Source organism: Lysinibacillus sp. NPDC097287, from assembly GCF_044761695.1.
Classification (GTDB): Bacteria; Bacillota; Bacilli; order Bacillales_A; family Planococcaceae; genus Lysinibacillus.
Genome location: NZ_JBIWCX010000009.1, coordinates 110,383 through 131,410, shown reverse-complemented (window position 1 = coordinate 131,410; position 21,028 = coordinate 110,383). Strand labels below are relative to the sequence as shown.

Annotated in this window: 21 protein-coding genes; 7 read left to right on the top strand and 14 right to left on the bottom strand. The window is 35.7% G+C overall.

The window, feature by feature from the left end; genetic code table 11:
- Positions 1 to 185 precede the first annotated feature (185 nt).
- Positions 186 to 1,430 (top strand): Fic family protein, encoded by a 1,245-nt coding sequence (locus ACIQ2D_RS14180; RefSeq protein ID WP_402865060.1) that lies wholly within the window; start codon positions 186 to 188, stop codon positions 1,428 to 1,430.
- Between the two features lie 341 nt (positions 1,431 to 1,771).
- On the opposite strand, the gene ACIQ2D_RS14175 is transcribed toward ACIQ2D_RS14180, so the two are convergent.
- From ACIQ2D_RS14175 to ACIQ2D_RS14155, 5 genes are all read right to left on the bottom strand, one after another.
- A complete protein-coding gene (locus tag ACIQ2D_RS14175) occupies positions 1,772 to 1,951 on the bottom strand; it encodes a hypothetical protein (RefSeq protein WP_402865058.1) in 180 nt (59 codons plus the stop codon).
- Positions 1,952 to 2,047: 96 nt separating this feature from the next.
- Positions 2,048 to 3,592: a solute symporter family protein gene (locus ACIQ2D_RS14170; RefSeq protein WP_402865056.1), complete on the bottom strand. Its 1,545-nt coding sequence runs from the start codon at positions 3,590 to 3,592 to the stop codon at positions 2,048 to 2,050.
- Positions 3,589 to 3,927 carry a DUF485 domain-containing protein gene (locus ACIQ2D_RS14165; RefSeq protein WP_402865055.1) on the bottom strand — a complete coding sequence of 113 codons (339 nt, stop codon included), beginning with the start codon at positions 3,925 to 3,927 and terminating at the stop codon, positions 3,589 to 3,591. The genes ACIQ2D_RS14170 and ACIQ2D_RS14165 overlap by 4 nt, the downstream gene beginning before the upstream one ends.
- 433 nt (positions 3,928 to 4,360) lie before the next feature.
- On the bottom strand, positions 4,361 to 5,914 hold the full coding sequence (locus ACIQ2D_RS14160; RefSeq protein ID WP_402865053.1) for a solute symporter family protein: 1,554 nt from the start codon (positions 5,912 to 5,914) through the stop codon (positions 4,361 to 4,363).
- On the bottom strand, positions 5,915 to 6,250 hold the full coding sequence (locus ACIQ2D_RS14155) for a DUF485 domain-containing protein (protein ID WP_402865051.1): 336 nt from the start codon (positions 6,248 to 6,250) through the stop codon (positions 5,915 to 5,917). It lies immediately after the preceding gene.
- Between the two features lie 603 nt (positions 6,251 to 6,853).
- Here ACIQ2D_RS14155 and ACIQ2D_RS14150 point away from each other — a divergent pair.
- On the top strand, positions 6,854 to 7,441 hold the full coding sequence (locus tag ACIQ2D_RS14150) for an SCO family protein (protein ID WP_402865049.1): 588 nt from the start codon (positions 6,854 to 6,856) through the stop codon (positions 7,439 to 7,441).
- Positions 7,442 to 7,610: 169 nt separating this feature from the next.
- Here ACIQ2D_RS14150 and ACIQ2D_RS14145 read toward each other — a convergent pair whose 3' ends face one another.
- The 7 genes from ACIQ2D_RS14145 to ACIQ2D_RS14115 form a co-directional block, all read right to left on the bottom strand.
- Entirely contained in the window at positions 7,611 to 9,317 is a 1,707-nt protein-coding gene (locus ACIQ2D_RS14145; RefSeq protein WP_402865047.1) for a putative bifunctional diguanylate cyclase/phosphodiesterase, read from the bottom strand.
- A gap of 240 nt (positions 9,318 to 9,557) precedes the next feature.
- Positions 9,558 to 10,151, bottom strand: coding sequence for a P-loop nucleotide/nucleoside kinase family protein (locus ACIQ2D_RS14140; RefSeq protein WP_402865046.1), 594 nt, complete (start codon positions 10,149 to 10,151; stop codon positions 9,558 to 9,560).
- A 196-nt stretch (positions 10,152 to 10,347) separates the two neighbouring features.
- Positions 10,348 to 10,518, bottom strand: coding sequence for a transcriptional regulator (locus tag ACIQ2D_RS14135; RefSeq protein ID WP_402865045.1), 171 nt, complete (start codon positions 10,516 to 10,518; stop codon positions 10,348 to 10,350).
- A 1-nt stretch (position 10,519) separates the two neighbouring features.
- The gene (locus tag ACIQ2D_RS14130) at positions 10,520 to 10,675 is read right to left on the bottom strand and encodes a transcriptional regulator (protein WP_402756266.1); all 156 of its coding nucleotides are present in this window, start codon (positions 10,673 to 10,675) and stop codon (positions 10,520 to 10,522) included.
- Positions 10,676 to 10,884: 209 nt separating this feature from the next.
- Complete coding sequence (locus ACIQ2D_RS14125; protein ID WP_402865043.1) at positions 10,885 to 11,034, bottom strand: transcriptional regulator; 150 nt, start codon at positions 11,032 to 11,034, stop codon at positions 10,885 to 10,887.
- Positions 11,035 to 11,187: 153 nt separating this feature from the next.
- Positions 11,188 to 12,144, bottom strand: coding sequence for a tyrosine recombinase XerC (locus tag ACIQ2D_RS14120; protein WP_402865041.1), 957 nt, complete (start codon positions 12,142 to 12,144; stop codon positions 11,188 to 11,190).
- 175 nt (positions 12,145 to 12,319) lie between these two features.
- The gene (locus ACIQ2D_RS14115; protein ID WP_402865039.1) at positions 12,320 to 12,598 is read right to left on the bottom strand and encodes a hypothetical protein; all 279 of its coding nucleotides are present in this window, start codon (positions 12,596 to 12,598) and stop codon (positions 12,320 to 12,322) included.
- 737 nt (positions 12,599 to 13,335) lie between these two features.
- Between ACIQ2D_RS14115 and ACIQ2D_RS14110 the strand changes: the two genes are divergently transcribed.
- The 3 genes from ACIQ2D_RS14110 (at position 13,336) to ACIQ2D_RS14100 (ending at position 16,661) form a co-directional block, all read left to right on the top strand.
- Positions 13,336 to 14,826 (top strand): circularly permuted type 2 ATP-grasp protein, encoded by a 1,491-nt coding sequence (locus tag ACIQ2D_RS14110; RefSeq protein ID WP_402865037.1) that lies wholly within the window; start codon positions 13,336 to 13,338, stop codon positions 14,824 to 14,826.
- Complete coding sequence (locus ACIQ2D_RS14105; RefSeq protein ID WP_402865035.1) at positions 14,780 to 15,745, top strand: alpha-E domain-containing protein; 966 nt, start codon at positions 14,780 to 14,782, stop codon at positions 15,743 to 15,745. Before ACIQ2D_RS14110 ends, ACIQ2D_RS14105 begins: the two co-directional genes overlap by 47 nt.
- Before the next feature lie 61 nt (positions 15,746 to 15,806).
- Entirely contained in the window at positions 15,807 to 16,661 is an 855-nt protein-coding gene (locus tag ACIQ2D_RS14100) for a transglutaminase family protein (RefSeq protein ID WP_402865033.1), read from the top strand.
- 44 nt (positions 16,662 to 16,705) lie between these two features.
- On the opposite strand, the gene ACIQ2D_RS14095 is transcribed toward ACIQ2D_RS14100, so the two are convergent.
- Positions 16,706 to 17,581 (bottom strand): tyrosine-type recombinase/integrase, encoded by an 876-nt coding sequence (locus ACIQ2D_RS14095; protein ID WP_402865031.1) that lies wholly within the window; start codon positions 17,579 to 17,581, stop codon positions 16,706 to 16,708.
- A 366-nt stretch (positions 17,582 to 17,947) separates the two neighbouring features.
- Between ACIQ2D_RS14095 and ACIQ2D_RS14090 the strand changes: the two genes are divergently transcribed.
- Positions 17,948 to 18,742 carry an enoyl-CoA hydratase/isomerase family protein gene (locus ACIQ2D_RS14090; protein WP_402865029.1) on the top strand — a complete coding sequence of 265 codons (795 nt, stop codon included), beginning with the start codon at positions 17,948 to 17,950 and terminating at the stop codon, positions 18,740 to 18,742.
- 49 nt (positions 18,743 to 18,791) lie between these two features.
- Here ACIQ2D_RS14090 and ACIQ2D_RS14085 read toward each other — a convergent pair whose 3' ends face one another.
- Entirely contained in the window at positions 18,792 to 19,604 is an 813-nt protein-coding gene (locus ACIQ2D_RS14085) for a hypothetical protein (protein ID WP_402865027.1), read from the bottom strand.
- A 242-nt stretch (positions 19,605 to 19,846) separates the two neighbouring features.
- On the opposite strand from ACIQ2D_RS14085, the gene ACIQ2D_RS14080 reads away from it, so the two are divergent.
- Positions 19,847 to 21,010: an aminotransferase class I/II-fold pyridoxal phosphate-dependent enzyme gene (locus ACIQ2D_RS14080; protein ID WP_402865025.1), complete on the top strand. Its 1,164-nt coding sequence runs from the start codon at positions 19,847 to 19,849 to the stop codon at positions 21,008 to 21,010.
- Positions 21,011 to 21,028: the final 18 nt, after the last annotated feature.

Sequence of the window (21,028 nt, the reverse complement as noted above, 5' to 3'; positions counted from 1 at the left end):
ATTTGATAGAAGCCAAGTCTAGATTGAAGTATTATCGCATATATTAAAAGTGGCTAGTTTTTTTAATAAGGTCGGTAATTAACATTCCTTAATTAAAAAAACCCTGTTTTTTTACATTAAGAGATAATTTAAGATATAATTAAAATCAAAAACAGCGTATTTTATCATTAAGGTGGTGTAGGTTAATGACTTATGAAAAATTATCGAAGCTATTTTATAAAAGTGAAGGTTTGTATAAACAGGAATATGAAAAAAGATTCAATGGATACGGAACATATCAAACAGGATTAAAAATTCGTCCTGTGCAAAAAGGACAGCATATAGGACAACCCTTGGAACTATTTATTGTTAATACGCATAAGTTAATGGATCTTCACGAAGAAATATTTATAAGTAGTTTTCAAATACGATCAATGGTTCAACAAATGCCTGCTGTAGCTGTACAGCCTTATTTTGATAAGCTACTCATCAACGAACTGCAAAGTACAAATGAAATTGAGGGCGTTCGTAGTACAAAAATGGAGTTAACTCAGGTTTTACAGAGTGTTAAGGAGAAAAACCTGCCAAAGGATAAACGCTTTATTGGACTAATGAAGACTTATCAATATTTAGATGACATTAAACCTTTCGAAACTATAACAGACTTTCGTAAGCTTTATGATGAGATTGTAGCAGAGGAAGTTGACTCAGCATCGCAACCCGACGGTGAGCTATTTCGAAAAGATTCAGTGAGCATTACGGATGGTCATAAAGCAACACATATCGGGGTATTTCCTGAAGAGCAAATAAAATGGCATCTTCAAGAACTAGTCGAGTTCCTGGAACATTCTCAAATACCAGATTTGTATAAATTCATGCTTGCTCATTACTATTATGAGTACATTCATCCGTTTTATGATGGCAACGGTCGAACAGGGAGATTACTCGTATGTAGTTATGTAGCTCGTAAACTGGATAAGTTCACAGCGATTACACTTTCTTATACTATCAATCAAGATAAACAAAAGTATTATAAAGCGTTAGAGGAACTCTCTCATCCTCTTAATAAAGGAGAGGGGACATTTTATATGCATAGTTTGCTGGAATTACTACGTGATGGTCAAAAACACGTAATCGAGGATTTAGAGTTAGGGTTAGCTAAACTCCAAAAAATTAATACGCATCTCCTTCAGTTAGACTGGGCAGATCATGACCAGAAGCGGCTACTAGCAACCTTACTTGAAGTGTCCGTTTTTGCAGGGACATATCATCATTTAACTAACTCTGAATTAATAGAAGCCACATCACTTTCTCGTTATAAAGTAAACACCTATTTAAATGCATTTGAGTCAATGGGAATCGCAACTAAAATCCGTCAACGACCTGTTACCTATAAACTTAATGACAACTATATCGATAAGGTACTTAGTGCTTCTTCATCTAGCATGTAGATTATTAAAAGTCTACGTGCTGGGTTGTTAATGGTATAGTAAAAAAAAATTTCCTACGTGAATTTGACTAGAGTAGTGGATGACTTGTAATGAAAATTCTGTAAGATGTTGTTGATCCTCTTTAAAACGCTTTTAGAGCCTGTAGAATAGCTTCCTCGTCCATTGATTACTAAGTTTTCACCAAGTAGCTTACACAAGCTGATAATGCATCTACAAGGTCCTTACATAATCATTAGTTTGGATATAATATCTGAGTGAATAAATTAGATCGGGATTAGATACTCTGCTATATACACTTCATGATATTCATAAACTTTAATTAAAAAAACACAACCACTATTTTAATCATCAAAGTGGTTGTGTTTTTTGTATTTTGTGAAATTTTGTTCAATACTCTCTTTTTTAGTTTTTGTTACACGTTCATGCGTACTGAAAGGGGAGGATTGGCGTTCTTTTTCAACATCCATACCTCTCGTTCGCTTAAGATGCAGTCGTTTCTTTTTTGCATTTGATTGTGTCATGCTACACCTCCAACTTCTACTAACAAATAATACAGAATACGGGAAAAAAAGTAAAACCTCGCATGCAGAGTGCCTACGAGGTTTTCGTTATAATTATCAGTGTGATACGTCTTGTACTGAAATACCAGTGTTTGCTTTAACATCAACTTCACGATATTTCGCTTCGTCGCTCTCTTTAGAAAGTAATGTCCCAATAACACCACCTAAGAAGCCGAGTGGTACAGAGATAAGTGCTGGGTTCGTTAACATAATTAACGGATCACCAACGAAGATAGCTTTTCCTGCAACCGGATTCCAAATGTTAGGAGATACAGCTACTAGAATTAAAGCAGAGATTAAACCTGTTAACATTGCTGTAACCGCACCAGCTGAGTTGAAACGTTTCCAGTAGATCGTGTAAATAATTACTGGTAAGTTAGAAGAAGCTGCAATACAGAATGCTAGTGATACTAAGAATGCTACGTTTAATGTTTGTGCACCAAGTGCAAGTAAGATTGAAACAACAGAGATGATAATTGAGCCAACACGAGCAGCCATAACTTGCTCTTTCTCGGTAACTTTTCCTTTTTTAATGATTTGACCGTAAATATCATGTGATAGGGCAGATGCACCAGAAAGTACAAGACCTGCTACTACCGCTAAGATTGTTGCGAAGGCTACTGCACAAATGAATGAGAATAAAATTTCGCCACCAAGCGCCTCTGCAAGTAGTGGGGCAGCCATGTTACCAGCAGCATTTGCCGCAATAATGTCTTCAGAGCCTACTAATGCAGCTGCACCGAAGCCTAAGAAAATTGTTAGAACGTAGAAGATACCTACAATCCAAGTTGCCCAAATTACTGAAGAACGGGCAGTTTTTGCATCTTTTACTGTGAAGAAACGCATTAAGATATGTGGAAGACCCGCAGTACCTAATACAAGTGCGATTAACATCGAGATCGTATCTATACCATTTGTATATTTTAGACCTGGATTTAAGTATGCTGCACCATGTTCAGTTTTAGTTGCCATTTCAGTGAACATCGTTGAAATACTGAAACCAAACTCTTTTAACACTAAGAATGAGATTATAATAGTACCTAACATTAAAAGAGCAGCTTTAATGATTTGAACCCAAGATGTTGCTGTCATACCACCGAATAATACGTAAATTGTCATCATGATACCTACAAGTATTACCGCTGCCCAGTAATCAATACCTAATAGTAATTGAATAAGTCCGCCTGCACCAACTAACTGTGCAATCATGTAGAACAATACAATTGTAATTGTACTTAATGCTGCTGTACCACGAACTTTTGAGTTGTTGAAACGTGCTGTGATCATGTCAGCTAATGTGAATTTACCAAGGTTACGTAGTGGCTCAGCTACGATGTAAAGTACCACTAAGTAAGCTACTAAGTATCCGATAGAGAAGAAGAAACCATCGAAACCGAATAATGCAACGGCACCAGCGATACCTAGGAACGATGCTGCTGATAAGTAGTCACCACCGATAGCTAGTCCATTTTGCCAACCAGTTAAACCGCCACCTGCTGTGTAGAAATCACTTGCAGAAGAAGTACGTTTAGATGCCCACCATGTAACAGCTAATGTAAGACCTACAATTGCGACGAAGAAAGATAATGCAATCATGCTCATCGGCGGCCACCTCCATTTTCATATTCAGCGATAATCGCCTTAACATCTCTGTCAAAGCTGTTTGCTTTTGCAACATATAAATGCGCTAATCCCCAAGTCATAAGAAATAATCCAGCTGAGTAGATCCACACCCACGTAATATCCCCAATTGCCTGTTGGTGTAAGATCTTTGTGTACGAAGTGAGAATTGGTAGTAACATGTAAGCTGCTAAGAAGAGTACTGTTATCGACCAAAGAAACGCTGACTTTTTTCGTACAAGTGCTTTAAACGATTCTTGTTTTGCAATTGCCTCGTAATCAATAACGATGCTTTTACTAGTTTGATTGTTCGCCATAAACATTCCCCATTTTGTGTTTATTTTTACTGCTTCAATACTTGTTTTTGCTAGCTTAGTGAATTCACATCTTAATTTTATGAGACAGTTCACAAAATTGCAATACATTTCAGAAAAATTATGCAAAAAAAATTTTTCGGAAAATAGACTTTAAACAGAAAATACATGACAAAGCCTAGAAAATAAAGGGTTTTGGAAAATTCAGAAAAATAAACAAAGGTTGGATAATACTAGATTCTTGACAGTAACTAAGTAGAGATTTTCTAGAAAATAAGGTTTTTTTCTAGAAGGAAATTTCGTTTTTTTTTCTCTGGAAAATACATTTTTTATGATTTTTTTGAAACGAATAGTATTGCTCAATAAATAAATTGCTATGGATTCTCTAATAAAAAACAGAAAAAAACTCGATCGAAATCGAGTTTTTTTCTGAAAATTAATGAGAAATATCTGAAACTGATACGCCAGTATTTGCTTTTACGCGAATTTCCTTATAGATACGATCAGCTTCTTCTTGAGAGATTTTGTTCGTAGATAGAACAGAACCTAAATAACCCGCAATGAAGCCAAGTGGAATTGTAATAATTGCTGGTACCGATAGTGGCACAAGTGGATTACCAACGAAAATAGCAGCGCCTTCAATTGGACTCCAAATATTTGGCCCCATTGCCCCTAAAACTAAGCATGATACTAAACCTGTTACCATAGCTGTAACTGCACCAGTAGAGTTGAATTTTTTCCAGTAAATTGTGTAAAGGATAACTGGAAGATTTGCAGAAGCCCCGATACAGAAGGCAAATGACACTAAGAATGATACGTTTAAGCTTTGTGCAAATAACGCAAGGATAATTGAGACAATTGCAATTGAAATAGAACCCGTACGAGCTGCTAATACTTGTTGTTTCTCTGTTAATTTACCGTCTTTAATGATTTCACCGTAAATATCATGAGAAATTGCAGAGGCACCTGTTAATACTAAACCAGAAACTACCGCTAAGATTGTTGCAAATGCTACTGCCCCGATAAATGCCATCAATACATCGCCACCAAGGTAATGAGCAAGAAGTGGGGCAGCTGTATTACCAGCTTTACTTTCAGCAAGAATATTGTCTAAACCTACAAAATGCATAGCACCAAAGCCTAAGAAAATTGTTAATGAGAAGAAAATAGCCGTAATCCAAGTTGTCCAAGAAATAGATGAACGTGCAGTTTTCGCATCTTTAACTGTAAAGAAACGCATTAAAATATGCGGTAAACCAGATGTACCTAATACAAGAGCCATCATCATTGATACAGAGTCAATAGAACTTGTATATTTTAAACCTGGCACTAAAAACTCTTCGCCATGATCTGTAGCGATTGTATTAAACATAGTTGTTAAAGAGAAATCGAATTTAATAAGAACTAGTGTTGCAAGTAAGCCGGTACCAAATAAAAGTAGTGCAGCTTTAATAATTTGAACCCAAGAAGTTGCTGTCATACCACCGAATAATACATAAACAGTCATCATGACACCTACGATTAAAACAGCAATCCAGTACTCAATGCCAAATAATAATTTAATAAGTGCACCCGCACCAACTAATTGCGCGATCATATATAGAATAACAATAATTATTGTACCTGTCGCAGCAACACCACGAATACGTTTTTCGTTGAAACGAGCAGTTAACATATCTGCTAATGTAAAACGACCTAAATTACGCATAGGTTCTGCAATTACATATAGAAGAACTAAGTTTGCTACTACATAACCCACCGAGAAGAAGAAACCATCAAACCCAGTTAATGCAATCGCTCCGGATACCCCAAGGAACGCTGCTGCTGATAAGTAGTCACCAGCAATGGCAAAACCATTTTGCCAGCCTTTAAGACCACCACCCGCTGTATAGAAGTCACTAGCAGAAGAAGTACGCTTTGCTGCAATATATGTAACTATTAATGTTAAACCTACAATTCCTAAGAAGAAACTTACTGTTACTAAATTCATTTATTTTCCGCCTTTCGCATGATACTCCGCAATAACTGCAGCCGCAGCCTTATCAAATGAAGCTGCTTTTTTTATATAGACTGTACAAAGAACAATTGTCATGATGAATAATCCTGCTGAGTATACCCAAACCCCTGTAATACTTCCAATGACTTTTTGTTGTAGTACAGGTTGGAAAGCAAGGATTGGAAGTAAGATATAAAGAAATAAAAATCCTGCAGTCATCGAGAAAAGGAAAGTGTTTTTCTTTTTCACGAATTTGTTGAACGATTCCATAGCTTCAATTGCATTATAGTCAATTGATTGTATGTTTTTTTCTCCAGTAATGTTAGCCATTATTATTCCCCCTAAAGTTATATATTTCTGTTTTAAACGGTATATTTCTTTTTGTTCCGCCGCTATATTCACTTATTTTAGGAGGTATAAACCTATAATGCAATACTAAATTTTAAGTTTTTCAAATTTTTTGTCTAATTTAGAGGTTGGAAATAATGTAGAAATAATGAGGGTTTAGCAGAAATATCACGTTTAAAAGAGAACCTAACTTTTCTTTAGAATAATATTTCGATACTAGTAATACGAGAATATTTCTGAATTGTTTAGAAAATATAATCACAAAAGAGAAAATTGCTCGAATTACTATTTTGCAATTAGAATGAACAAAAAAATAAACAGCAGGAATCTGTTGTTGTATAACAACTATTTGACGCGTTGGGAAATAACGAAATAATGGGAAAAAACCCTAAAAAAAAAGAGGGAAAAAATTCTTAAACCCTTGATATATATGGGAATTAAAGGGTTTTATAATTCCAAAAATATACAATTGTTTACGATTAAACTATTTTCATAACACAGTTTGAAGTACATTATCTTGTTTTTAACTTCTATTCTATATACAATAAACAGCGACACATAATTGAAGGGAAGTGCACCAAAAACATGAAAAAGAAAAGTATGATGCTTGTTGTGGTAATTATTGTTAGTAGTTTGTTAGCATCATGTGGAACTTATAAATTCCAACCAGAGCTAAACATTCAAGTGGAAGATTTCACACAAACAAATCAAAATAATGAAGAAGTAACATTAGAGACTTTAAAGGGTAAACCTTGGCTTGCGATGTTCATATTCACAAACTGTAATACAGTATGTCCGCCAATGACTTATAATATGAATGAAGTGCAACAGGCACTGATTGACGAGAAAGTAGAAGACTACAACATAGTAGCCTTCAGCATTGATCCAGAGGTCGACACACCTGAAGTATTAACTGAGTATTTGAATACATATTCCGTTGCTGACACGAGTAAATGGCAGCTTTTAACGGGCTATAAACAAGAATACATTGAGCAATTTGCAAGAAAATCATTTAATTCACACGTGAGGAATGATCCAAAGACCGACCAAGTCATGCATATGTCGAGTTATTATTTAGTAAATGCAGACGGTGTTGTTGTAAAAGACTATAACGGCACTACAGATGTACCAGTAGATACAATTGTTGAAGATATTAAAGTCTTAACAAAGTAAACAAAAACGAACCTAGAAATCACATTTGAATTTCTAGGTTCGTTTTTTGTATTCCGTCTCACTAACATAAGTATACTTTTGGATGATACGTAACTTCCTATAATATATATTATGTAAACTAAAAAAGAATCATAAAAAACAGAGCTCGATACTTGAGCCCTATTTCTCATTAATGTATATCTACTTTATCCAGGATGTCCTTTGTAAAATCTGCTACCGATAATGGCTTGCTAAAATAATACCCTTGTACAAATTCACATCCGTGTTTGCGTAAGACATTTAATTCAGCTTCTTGTTCAACACCTTCAGCAACAACTTTTAATTCCATTGCGTGAGCTAATGAAATCATTGCTGAAATCATTGCGACACCAGACTTTCCAGAAATGATATCTTGAACAAACGCTCGGTCAATTTTTAACACATCAACCGGGAATTTTTTTAAATAATTGAGAGATGCATAACCTGTGCCAAAGTCATCGATCGAAATTGTAATACCAAGAGCCTTTAATTCTCCAATTGTTTCAATCAATTTCTCTGTATAATCAAGCATACTCATTTCTGTAATTTCGATTTCAAGAGTATTTGGATTAACCTTAGTTTCAGCTATAACATCACGCACCATATCTACAAAGCCGTCTGTGCTTATATGAATAGGAGAAATATTGACAGCCACTTGTAAATTCAAACCATACTGCTGGTTCCAAATGTGAGCTTGAGTACAAGCCTTTCTTAGCACCCATACCCCAATATCATTGATAAGGCCACATTCCTCCGCAAATGGAATAAAGCGATCTGGTGGCAAATGCCCTAATTCAGGGTCGTACCAGCGTAATAACGCCTCCATACCTACTACTGTACCTGTTTTTAAGTCTATTTTCGGCTGGTAATAGAGCTCTAATAAATCTTTTTTCAATGCTTGGTGTAATTTTGTTTCGAGCATAAGCCACTTATCAGTATCGTCATCCATATTTGGTCGATATAATTTATAATAATTGCCACGTGTAGTTTTCGCAGCATACATAGCGATATCAGCATTTTTTAATAATTCTTCAATAGAATTTGCTTGATCTGGAAAAACACAAATTCCTACACTAATACTCGCGTAAAACTCATATGTATCAATGATAAAACTTTCGCGAAAAATCGATAGAATTTCTTTCGCCATTTCATCTATACGACTCGTATCATTTAAAATAAACACAAATTCATCACTGTTATGACGGTAGAATGAATTAGACGTGAAATCAATATTCTGTAAGCGATTTGCCATTTCAACCAAGAACATGTCGCCAATAATATGCCCAAGCCCATCATTAATGTGTTTGAAACGATTCACATCGATATAGAACAATGCGAATTTCTCACCTGTTCGTTTTGATTGATGAAACTCATTTTCTAGTCGTTGCTCTAGTTTACGACGATTCGGTAAGCCTGTTAGCTCATCATGATAAGCAATATGTGTAATTTTCTTTATATCCTTTTGTGCGGTAATATCTACACGAATGGCTATGTACTGGTATGGCTTATCGTTTTCATCAAGGAAAGGAATTATCGTCGTTTTTACCCAGTAAAGGCTTCCATCTTTCGCACGATTACAAATCTCACCATTCCACATTTCCCCTTTACCAATTGTTTTCCACATCTCTCTGAAAAATGACTTTTGGTGAAAGCCTGAATTTAATAGTCGATGATCTTGCCCTACTAAATCTTCTCGTTTGTATTTCGAAATTGTACAAAAGTGATCATTCACAAATGTAATTTTCCCTGTGCGGTCTGTAATTGCTACAATAATCGAACTATTTAATGCTGAAAATATATCCTGTAACTCCTTCAGGCTATAGTTAGCCTGACTGAAACTATTAGGCGCGATATTCATCGGTATCACTCTCCGTTCATTAAAATAAAAAGTGTTTAGTGCTTTAGTTTTACCAATTTGTAGGCAAAAAGCACCGTAATAAATACCCACTTTTATGTAACTTCATTATAGTCTTAGAAATACAGTAAATTCAACCCAAATATATAGTTGGATTTATTCAATTTGTCCTCTAAATCGCAAAACAAAACAGATTGTGCAAAATAATATTTGACTCAATCTGTTTTGTTACAGTAAAAAAAATCAAAGTGTTTTGATAAGATTATTAACTTTTATATCATAAAGAATTGGCAGTGAGTCACTATTATCAAAACTCAGGTTTGTGAAATCTGTATCATTCCATGAAATTTTCATAGCTGCAACCTGTTTTAGATAGGCATCCCAGTTGTTTAATTTCCATGTATCACGTAGCTCATTACGCATAATTAATCGATTTAATAGTGTTTGTTTATCGACAGTTACCATAACAACCTTAAGATCGGCTAATTCACGAATTTTCATAATATCGGGATTCGTGTGTAGCCAATTTTCATCTTGAATTTCAAGCTCAAATCCGGCGGTTAATACGACATTATTTCCTAGTTCTATATTTTCAAGTGCTAATGCTAAAATTGTTTTGTATTCTAATGGTCTCACTGTACCTAAGTAAAAAACGGATTCTCGGTCGTGTTTATTCTTTGTCGGCGAACATTCTTCAAGATATTGCTCTGTCAGACTAATAGTGGCTGTATCTTTATCAATATATGTATATTTCTTTTCCTGTGAAATTAACTTACCTACTGCACTTTTTCCTACACCAGCTTCACCGATAACGAAAATTATACTTGGTCGTGCCATGCTATAGACCCCCGTTTAGATTTCCCTATTTTTTGTGAATTCCTTACTTATACTACCACATGTTATAGCTAAATGAACTAGATAATGTCAGAAATAATCCATTTTTCATTTGCAAATTACATTCACTTTAGTTCCTTTGATACAAAATGAAAAATGCCCTACTGTCACAGTTGGCAGCAAGGCATTTCACAATCGATTAATACATTTCATATTCATTTTGCCCTCCTAATAATATTGCTTGTTCATTGTATGCATCTAGTTGCTCTTGCGATAAATTCAAAAGATAATAGTTGAAATTAATAGGCTCTAACCCATGCTTTTCACACATTTTGCGGTAAAACTCATAGCCTTCTCGATAATCTGCCATCTTAATAACTTCCCTTCACGCGTAACGCAGCTTCGTTGTAATACTCCAATTGTTCTTGCGATAACTGATTTACGTAATAATAGAAGTTAATTGGCTCCAAATCAAATTGTTCGCATTTCTCTAAATAAAAATCAAAACCATCTCGATAATGTGACATAAGGTTTCCTCGTTTCTTTGTACTATAACAGAATTTAATTTGTATAAATAATATATAACAGAAAAAACCGAAAGTCAATAAATAGTCAGAAATTTCTTACTGGCATATAAATGCCCAGTCCATTAAATTTATAATGGCTGGGCATTTATACAATATTCACATCGGCTTTCGTGATAATCACATCCTTTTATACGATAACAACGATAATGTTAAACGCCTAGTTGCTTTGCTTGCATGTTATATGCTGATAGTTGTTCATGTGATAACTGGATTACATAGTAACGGAATGAAATCGGCTCCATTCCATAACGCTCACACATTTCACAATAAAATTCATAACCATCTCGATACTTTGACATAAAAATTCCTCCTCGGTTTCTTCTGTATTATAACAGTTTTGTTAAGTTCTTTATAATATATAACAGAAGTGTTTGTAAGTCAATTGTTTTGGTTTAATTTTCCGAAAATTAAAAATCCAAAAGAAAAAACGACCGCGAGTCCCCGCAGTCGCCTTATCGCACAATATTAAATGGATTGTTTTCAATTACATGTTGTAGCTCTTCATCCTCGATATGCGTATATATTTGCGTTGTTGCAACGCTTGAATGGCCTAAAATATGCTGCAAGCTACGTATATCTGCCCCTGCCTTGTACATCATCGTTGCAGATGTATGACGAAGCTTGTGTGGTGTTAAGTGATCCTTTTGTAAACCAGATTGATTGTTAATTTGCTTTACAATTTTTGCGACGGTTTGACGCGTTAAACGAGTTCCTTTTTGAGAAACGAATAATGGTTCTTCACCAGCCCCTTTAAACGCATGCTTCCCGCTGTGTTCATAGTCGGATAGCGCTTTTACACAGCTATCATTTAAATACACTGTACGCTCTTTATTCCCTTTCCCGACAACTGTTAAATAGCGTCCCTGGATAGATGACTTATTTAGATTACACAGCTCGGTTACACGGATACCAAGATTTAAAAAGAACATCATCATGCAGTAATTACGTGGAGATGCAGTATTTGGCCGGATTCCTTCGATAAACTGTGTCGCTTCCTCTAAATTCATGTAAATCGGCTTCTTACGTCCGATTTTAGGTGTTTCAAGCTCATCGGCTGGATTTTCTTCAATCAGTCGACGTTTGCCTTTTATGTATTTAAAAAACGATTTTAACGTTGCGACTTTACGTGCTCTTGCTGATGCAGAATTATTGCGCTGCACCTCGCAATACTCCATAAACAAATACAAATCTTCTAATGTAATTTCACGAATTTCTTCTATATTAATAGTAGAAATATCAATTTCCGGAATGCGCTCTAATTCTATATCATTTTGCAGTGCCAAGTGAAAGCGGAAAAATAACGTTAAATCATATTCATATTCTTTTCTCGTACGATGGGACTTCCCTTTAATCGTCGTTAAGTACACAAGAAAATCTTTCATAATTTTCGGGAGTTGTGTCTTTTGCAAAAAAATCACCTCTATATGCTCTATTTTACCACGAAAAAACGTTCCCAAATATAAATTTGGGAACTTTATTGCAAAAAAATGCCCTTTTTCACATAACAGAACAAATGTTCTTATGTGATTCGAAAGAAAAAAAGACTATTTTCTCTACTCTCAGAAAATAGTCTTTCATGTTGTTTTACCATAAGAAATAATATATTGCGCCTAATACATAGATCCCCTTCACTATGTGGAAAAGAATTGCTAAACGCTTTACATCGCTTATATTTGATTTGGTAACAATATATATAGCCCGGAATGAAAATACAACACCAGAAACAAGCATTAAATATTTTATGATATCATGCAGAACAGAATCTTTTGCTACAAAAGAGGTAATAACAGTTATAAACATCGTAATCGTAAAGATGCAAATGATTCCTAAATTTGTTCTCGTTTTAACGTTTTGAACCTCCAAAGTTCCCATCTCCCCCGAATAAGACATCGGACATATAAAATGTATTGAATATTCAGAAAAACGATCGCATTAAAATAAATAAAACATTGCTATAATATGAATTTGTATTTTTAGGAATATTTCTCATCATTGATGAATATTTAAATCTATTAACACTAAATTTTAAGTAATTTGCTCTTTGCTGTGAAACGATTCGAAAATCGATCGCGTGGATAACTATACACCTCGAATCGTCTCACAGCACGCATGGTATTATATGGATTTTGTGTATCTTTTGAAGAAATGTAAAATTTATCATTAGTTTATTTGTAGATTTCCCAATTGATAGATAATATTTTTCCCGGCTGTTAAATACTTCATTTTCAAAGGATAATTGGCCAATACCCTTATTTTGTAATTAGGAATCTTCACATTCTTATAATTAGAAAAATTTGTAATAACTCTTGGGAGCCAGATGTTGTAACATACTAAATTTGATAGTCAACAAGAATTACATTTAAACAGAGTAGCTTTCCTTCTTTATAAAGTGCCATCATAATTCAGTTCTTTTCCTGCCAACTAGATATATCTTCACTTTTTAATATATGCAATATCTCTCATCCGTTAAACCAAATTTTAATAGTTTGTCCAGCACATATGCTTGCAATAAATTAATGATCGTTGTTTCGTTAGCTCTTATCTTGTTTTGTTGTTTTGGTGTAACACTATTTGTATTTCTTAAATTGGAGGCGATTTACATGATTAACTTATACGAGTCTGGTTTGTTTTTTGATGAAATGTTAGATGGTCATCAACCGAAACCACATTATCAATCTTTCTATCGTAAATTAAGTGGGTTTTCAAAGGAACAGCTAGAAGAAAAACATCAGCAAGCACAGTCAAGCTTCCTGAGGCAAGGTATTACGTTTACGGTTTATGGAGCACAAGGTGGTACCGAACGCGCAATGCCATTTGATTTTGTCCCTATTATTATTCCACATGAACAGTGGAAAATGATTGAAGCGGGTATGAAACAGCGTGTTGAGGCTTTGAATCGATTTTTACAGGATGTATATCATGAACAATTGATTATACAAGATGGTGTTATTCCAAGATTACTCGTTGAAAGCAATCCATACTACTATAAGGAAATGCTTGGTGTACAAGTACCCATTAATAATCATATCTTTTTAGCAGGCATTGATCTAATACGTGATGAAAATGGTGTATATCGTGTACTTGAAGATAATCTACGTAACCCCTCTGGTATGTCATATGTATTTCAAAATCGCCATGTAATGAAGGAAGTGTATCCAGAATTCTTCTCAAGACATACGATACATTCATTGGAAAAACAGATGGTGAATATGCAAAAAGCGTTACTTGCCCACCGTCCTCAGAATTTAGAGGAACATTCCGAACCCAAAGCTGTTTTATTAACGGCTGGTATGTACAATTCAGCTTATTATGATCATGTTTTCTTAGCGCAGCAACTGAATATTCAGTTGGTAGAAGGAAGAGATTTAGTAGTACAAGATAACAAAGTGTATATGAAAACGATTTACGGATTAGAACGCGTTGATACCATCTATCGTCGGATTGATGATGATTTCTTGGATCCAACAGTATTCCGTGAAGATTCATTACTAGGCGTCGCAAACATTATTGATGCCTATAAGGCAGGAAATGTAGCAATACTCAATGCAATTGGTAACGGAGTAGCCGATGATAAAGCTATGTATACGTACGTACCAGATATGATTCGTTACTATTTAAACGAAGAGCCAATTTTAGAAAACGTCACGACGTTTCATTTAAGTGATGATAAACAGTTAGCGTGGGTGCTTGATCATTTACAGGAGCTAGTTATCAAGAATGTAGGTGCTTCAGGTGGCTATGATATGCTAATTGGTCCGCATGCTAATGAAGAAGAAATTGCTAAATTCCGCGAGAAAATAATACAAAATCCACATCAATATATTGCACAGCCAACAATTCAATTGTCACGTGCTCCTGCTTACCAGGATGGACGATTCTACCCTTGTCATATAGACCTTCGTGTATACGTTATGAAGGGAGATGACACATACGTTTTACCAGGTGGCTTATCACGTGTTGCTTTAAAAGAAGGATCTCTAGTCGTCAATTCTTCACAAGGTGGAGGCGCAAAAGATACATGGATATTAAAGGAGGAATTGCAGCATGCTGAGCAGAGTAGCGGATGCACTGTATTGGATGGCACGGTATAGTGAACGAACAGAAAACAATGCACATATATTACAAGTACAGCTTTTAAATATGCTAGAGCAATCTGGCAAGGAAAATGAGTATATCGATCATTGGGAATCGATTTTAGATATTTGTGCTTCGAAGGAAGAATATGCGTCATATAACGGAAAAATACGGGTGAGTTTACTTATTGATTACTTATTGTTTTCTGAAACTAATAGTAATGCATTGCTTACAACTTTATTTGCCGTTCGTGAAAACGCCCGTATTTCAAGAGACAGTATCCCTATTGAGCTATGGGAGCTGCAAAATGCCTTCTATTTATATTTACAACAAGAAATTATCGCCAGAGAAAAGCCGTTTCCACTAATTTCACTCAATTACTTTTTGCAAAATGTACGGAAGACTTCAATGACCGTTACAGGGTTAATTGAGGGCTCGATGGACCGTGATTTACCTTTTTATTTAATCCAAGTTGGGAAATGGCTAGAACGCGCGGAAAAAACGATTCGAATGGCACTTATCACGCTTGAGCATCAGCAACAATTAGATGTTTCTTTACAGGAAGCGGACGGTGCATTTTTACTCGATTTATCGAGAGCAACAGAATCATACTTCCGTAAACAGCGAGAAACAAATCTAACTTCTGTTATTCAATATTTGTTGCATGATGAACATTTCCCTCGTTCGGTAGCATTTTGCTTAAAAAAAATTGAGGAGGCATTAATGAATATCGAAAAAGACCATTTATCCGTACGCTTTCTAGAACTAAACAATCAGTTAAAATCTTTATTAATTTCTATCATAAAATTGGATTTATTGACGATTACTATAGAGGAAGCTATTTTTTTAATGGAGGAAAGATTGTACCAATGCACGGATTTTAGTCTGGCATTTGCGACAATTTATCATTTATATGAACCTATCGAACAGCCTTGAAAGGAAGAATGCACAAGTCCCTTTCAAAGCGCTAGTCAATAGCCGGAAGGAAGCGGACACGATGAAGTTTGAGATACAACATTCGAATATTTTTCAGTATGAATCAGAAGTTGACCAAAGTTTAAATACTATTCGCTTAAAGCCTCGTGGTGATGAGCGTCAACGGTTGCTATCTTATCGTATTGCGATTTCGCCCACTTCACTTACTCGTGAGCATTTAGACATTTGGGGTAATACAGTTGGAACTTTCTACATCCCAGAGCAACACCAGGAGCTTGAAATTCAATCGACATCTATCGTTAGTATACAAAGGGCGCCATTCATTCATCGCATCCATTATTCGCCTGAAATGCAAACTATTTTCCATTCGCAATTGTTTTATGAGCACTATTTACCGTATATAAAGAAAACAAGTTTTACGTATATGACAGATCACCAGCTAGATGAGGTCTATCATGCGATTGGCCATGCGGAAAATCCAGTCCTTTTTTCGCTCAATTTAATGCAGTATTTATATTCAACTTTTGAGTATGATCCAGGTGCAACGGACATAACGACGACAGCAAGCCAGGCTTTCGCATTGAAACGTGGCGTCTGCCAGGATTTTTCACATGTTATGCTTGCTGTATTACGAGCTAAAGGCATCCCTGCTCGTTATGTAAGTGGCTATTTATATGTTGATGAAAACTCAGCATTGATTGGCGATATTGCAACACATGCTTGGGTAGAAGTGATGATCCCTGGTATCGGTTGGGTTGGCTTAGATCCAACGAATAATGTTGAAGTGTTAGAAAATCACATTATCCTATGCATTGGGCGCGATTACGCTGACGTAAGTCCCGTAGAGGGCGTCTATACAGGTGGTAAGCATGATCTAACAGTTAAAGTAAGTGTCAAAGCTTTGAATTATCTTTAAAAAAAGTGCAGGTGTTGGCGAAATGAAGCCATACCTGCACTTTTTTAATCAAACCGATCACCTCTCTCGGTAAGTACCCATTTACGTACATAACCCATTTGCTGCAAGGTGTTTTCGATTGAATTCTCGTTTTGTAATGCTTTTTGCATGACCGTGTAACGTATATCCGTCGCACGAACTGCCACTCCAATATCCTTAGAAATCGTTTGGAAAATACGTTCAATAGTCTTCGTCGTGATTGGTTTCATTTGACTTGCCTCGCTCACCCAGATCCACTCCCCTATTGGTTCTTGATGTATTACCTCCGTTGCTTCCTTATAATAATGCAACATTTCCAATAAAATAGTCGATATTTTCAACGCACGGCGACCATTATGATTGGAGAGATAAATATGGCTCTCCTGTTCTTTAATATCCGACCATTTCATGTGAACAAGCTCAGAGGGTTTACATCCAGTTTCCAATAGCATCTGTACGATACAGCCGTTACGTCTTGCAAGCCATGCATGTTCATTCGTTTTTGCATATTGAAAATATGTTGGCCACACAGCCGAAATTTTGACTAATTGCTCTTTTGTCAGGACTTTTAAAGACTCTTTCCCTCTTTTTTTAGGTTGCAAAATCACCTCATAATCAAACCGTTCCAACCACTCTCGTAAGAAAACGAAGTCCACAAAACTTCGAAGTGTAGCAATTTTATGATTATATGTATTTACATTTGCGTACGTCCCTTGCAAATATTTATTATAGGTAAATAACAATTCCTTAAATTGATCGTCTAACTGGTAGATGTTTCTCTCGCTAGCAAAAACCAAAAACTGTTGACCGACTAAATTGTATTGTTTTTTAGTAGCCGCACTTTTTTTCAAAGAAGTTAGCAACAACAAATAACTATCCCAAGCATTCTGTAGCGTTACCATTATGAATCCTCCTTGTTTACCGAGCGTGATATATTTTCATTTTATAATAGTTTTGATGCGTATGGAGTAAATATTTTTTTAATAAGTTTATTGTCGGATAATCTGTTATTTATTTACATCAACCGCTTCTAGCATCAAAAATGCCCTTTTTAAGTACAAAGAACAAATGTTCTGTATGTAGTTTCTCATACATTTTCCTTTATTACAATAGTATTTTACAGAGTAACTGTACTAATACAATTTCTTAAAACAACCATTTTTCTGTATACCAAGCCCAATTTACTTGAAGATTCGTATAATTTAGTGTTTATTTACGTTTGTGTTATATAATATAACTATCATTTTAATGTGGGAGGCATTTCAAATATGCAAGTAAGAACGACGAGACTTGAAGCAGAAGATGCAAAGATTATTTATCAAGAAACAGCAGGGCTAGCGATTATTACAATTCACCGTCCACAGGCAAAAAACGCTTTAACAGCGAATATGTGGGATCAATTAGCAAAAATAGCGCTGCAAGTCTTAGATAATCCGAAAAACAAAGTGCTAATTTTACGAGGTTCAGGAGAAAACTTTACAGCAGGATCAGACATTAAAGAGTTTAACTCGATTTCATTGGAAAAAGCTGAAGAAGCCTTTGTACATATGGAAAAAACGATTTCGACAATAGAACGCCTACCTATTCCTACAATTGGCGTCATTAATGGACCTGCGATGGGCGCTGGCTTAGAACTTGCGTTAGCTTGTGATATCCGTATAGGCTCTGAAAAAGCAAAATTAGGTATTCCAGTTGGTAAATTAGGCATTACGTTAAACAATAAATTTGCTCAGCGTTTAGTACAGCTTGTTGGCCCTTCTACAACAAAGGATTTAGTGTTTACTGGTCGTATGTTTAAAGCTGAAGAAGCTTTTAAATTAGGTATGTTAAATTATCTAGTCGCTGAAAAAGACTTAAATAAATACATGATTCGTATGGGCAAGCTTGTAGCTGGTATGTCTCCGGACTCTCTACTCGCAGTAAAACAATCTGTTCAAGAATGTGTAGATAGCGTGCCAAAGCTGTGGGAAGGCTCTTCACCATTTGTTGGTAGCGATTTTACAGAGGGTTGCCGTGCCTTCGTTGAAAAGCGCCAACCTACATTTACGCGTAAACCACAATAAAAAAACATGTACTCTCTTCGTTTCTTAGCGAATTGAGTACATGTTTTTTCTATTTTCGTTTCTTTGCAACTGCTTTTATGGAAATATTAATCGAATCTAACTCAAAACCAAAATGTAGATAAAACGATTGTTGTACCGCTTCTTGCATGCTTCTAATTTTATCTAGTAGTAGAAAATCTATAGGCGCTATTAGCTGCACGGTAATATTTGTCTGTACATGTTCCTCCATTAAAAACTGAACATGCTCTACCTTATTGACGATGGCATCTTGCGCACAGCAAAACGTAATTAGCTGTACATACACTTGTTTTTCAATATCAATATATTCTTGCTGAAAATCTGGTCTTACAATGGTTGTTTCCCCAATTTTCTCGCGTTTTGGTGAAAAGATTTCTTTCCCTCGTTGAACAAGTCGTTTAAAAAAGTTTTGCTCCACTTGTCGATATGGTACTGGCATGACATGCTTCCCTTGCGTCCCTCGTACAAATCGTGCCTTTTGAATTTCTTTCTGTGTCCGTATATCCTCTACATAGTAAAAAGTATCAATGGGTCCGAGGTCTAAACGCTGGGCAATCTTTTTAGTCATTTTATCTGACGTACCGATTAGTAAAATGGATTGGACCTTATATGTATCAAGTGCCTTTTTGACATCCTCACAATGTTTATCTTCTGAAAAAATAGCACGACGTACAGCCGTAATCGTGTTTTTCTCAAACTTTGCTGAAATACCAGCGACCTTTACGCCATTTACAATCAATAAACCATCGTCAATAATGGCTTCTAGCCCTACCTTATGTGCAAACATCAATGCACTCGTACTCTTCCCTGTACCACTTGGACCACTTAATGAACAAACCTTCATATACCCCTTCTCCCTTCTAATAGGTTTATGATAGCAGAATTTCTAGCGATTTTTACGATAATAAAAGAGTTTCGTCATTTTTTAGTATTTCATTTTATTCAAAAATTGCCCGTGCCTCTATGCACACACCTTCTCTATAATATAAATATATTATTTTTTCAGTATAACTTACCCTTTTTTCGCTTTAGTGTGATAAAATGTTTACTACGATTCTGTTATGTATTTATAAGGAGTGTACTATTTTGAATATCGTACCATCGAAAAAAATGTCTTTATTTGCACCAGCAATTTTTGGTGATTTAAAAAATTATGCGAAACAACAACAAGAAAAAGGCATGTCTATGATTGATTTAAGCTTAGGCAGCCCTGACCTTCCACCTCATGACAAAATTCGCGAGCATTTATCTCATAGAGCAAGTCTTGCTGAATCATATGGTTATACATTAACGGGCACACAACGTTTTTATGAAGCCGTTAGCCGCTACTATAAACGCCGAAGTAATGTCGATTTAGAACCCGCTTCTGAAATTATCCAAACAATGGGCTCACAAGAAGGCTTAGTACATTTACCAATGGCTTTTTGTGACCCAGGAGATATCGTCCTTTCGACAAACCCAGCATACGTTGCCTATGATGCTGGTATCCATCTAGCTGGTGCAACGCCTTACTATATGCCGCAAACAGCTGATAATAACTACTTACCAGATTTAGATGCTGTCCCAGAGGAGATTGCACATAAAGCAAAGCTACTGATTTTAAACTTACCTGGGAATCCAGTACCTGCGATGCCTTCATTAGACTATTTTGCAAAAGTAATCGACTTTGCGAAAAAATACAATGTAATCGTACTACATGATGCGGCATACTCAGAGTTTTACTTTACAGGTGATGGTCCAATTAGCTTCTTAGCCACTCCAGGTGCAAAAGAAGTCGGTATGGAGATTAACTCACTATCAAAAAGCTTTAGCTTAGCTGGCACACGAATCGCCTATATTGCCGGAAATGCTGAAATGATTGCTATTTTGAAGCAATTAAAATCAAATCTAGATTTCGGGATATTTGAACCGATTCAAGACGCAGCTGTCATGGCTTTAGATAACGCTGAAGAAATTACAGCAAGCTTACGTACAACATTCTCTGAGCGCCATAAAACCCTTATGAGCGGCTTAAGTAATATTGGATGGGAAGTAGCTCCATCTGATGGTGGAATGTTTGTATGGGCAAAATATCCGTATGATATGGACTGCACAGATTTTGCTTTTAAACTGATTGAACAAGTCGGTATCGTAACTGTTCCGGGAACGGCTTTTGGCACAGCAGGACAAGGCTACCTTCGATTAGCACTTGTACAACCTAAAGAAGCGTTACAAGAGGCTGTAGATCGCTTAAAAAACATTTCTCTCTAATATAAATATATATAAAGA

Bases quoted from the DNA above. Each gene is read 5' to 3' on its own strand.
- ACIQ2D_RS14155 (WP_402865051.1), bottom strand. From the start codon at position 6,250: ATGGCTAACATTACTGGAGAAAAAAACATACAATCAATTGACTATAAT.
- ACIQ2D_RS14135 (WP_402865045.1), bottom strand. From the start codon at position 10,518: ATGGCAGATTATCGAGAAGGCTATGAGTTTTACCGCAAAATGTGTGAA.
- ACIQ2D_RS14170 (WP_402865056.1), bottom strand. From the start codon at position 3,592: ATGAGCATGATTGCATTATCTTTCTTCGTCGCAATTGTAGGTCTTACA.
- ACIQ2D_RS14125 (WP_402865043.1), bottom strand. From the start codon at position 11,034: ATGTCAAAGTATCGAGATGGTTATGAATTTTATTGTGAAATGTGTGAG.
- ACIQ2D_RS14145 (WP_402865047.1), bottom strand. From the start codon at position 9,317: ATGAATATCGCGCCTAATAGTTTCAGTCAGGCTAACTATAGCCTGAAG.
- ACIQ2D_RS14160 (WP_402865053.1), bottom strand. From the start codon at position 5,914: ATGAATTTAGTAACAGTAAGTTTCTTCTTAGGAATTGTAGGTTTAACA.
- ACIQ2D_RS14140 (WP_402865046.1), bottom strand. From the start codon at position 10,151: ATGGCACGACCAAGTATAATTTTCGTTATCGGTGAAGCTGGTGTAGGA.
- ACIQ2D_RS14105 (WP_402865035.1), top strand. From the start codon at position 14,780: ATGCTGAGCAGAGTAGCGGATGCACTGTATTGGATGGCACGGTATAGT.
- ACIQ2D_RS14175 (WP_402865058.1), bottom strand. From the start codon at position 1,951: ATGACACAATCAAATGCAAAAAAGAAACGACTGCATCTTAAGCGAACG.
- ACIQ2D_RS14180 (WP_402865060.1), top strand. From the start codon at position 186: ATGACTTATGAAAAATTATCGAAGCTATTTTATAAAAGTGAAGGTTTG.
- ACIQ2D_RS14085 (WP_402865027.1), bottom strand. From the start codon at position 19,604: ATGAAGGTTTGTTCATTAAGTGGTCCAAGTGGTACAGGGAAGAGTACG.
- ACIQ2D_RS14150 (WP_402865049.1), top strand. From the start codon at position 6,854: ATGAAAAAGAAAAGTATGATGCTTGTTGTGGTAATTATTGTTAGTAGT.
- ACIQ2D_RS14095 (WP_402865031.1), bottom strand. From the start codon at position 17,581: ATGGTAACGCTACAGAATGCTTGGGATAGTTATTTGTTGTTGCTAACT.
- ACIQ2D_RS14165 (WP_402865055.1), bottom strand. From the start codon at position 3,927: ATGGCGAACAATCAAACTAGTAAAAGCATCGTTATTGATTACGAGGCA.
- ACIQ2D_RS14100 (WP_402865033.1), top strand. From the start codon at position 15,807: ATGAAGTTTGAGATACAACATTCGAATATTTTTCAGTATGAATCAGAA.
- ACIQ2D_RS14090 (WP_402865029.1), top strand. From the start codon at position 17,948: ATGCAAGTAAGAACGACGAGACTTGAAGCAGAAGATGCAAAGATTATT.
- ACIQ2D_RS14130 (WP_402756266.1), bottom strand. From the start codon at position 10,675: ATGTCACATTATCGAGATGGTTTTGATTTTTATTTAGAGAAATGCGAA.
- ACIQ2D_RS14110 (WP_402865037.1), top strand. From the start codon at position 13,336: ATGATTAACTTATACGAGTCTGGTTTGTTTTTTGATGAAATGTTAGAT.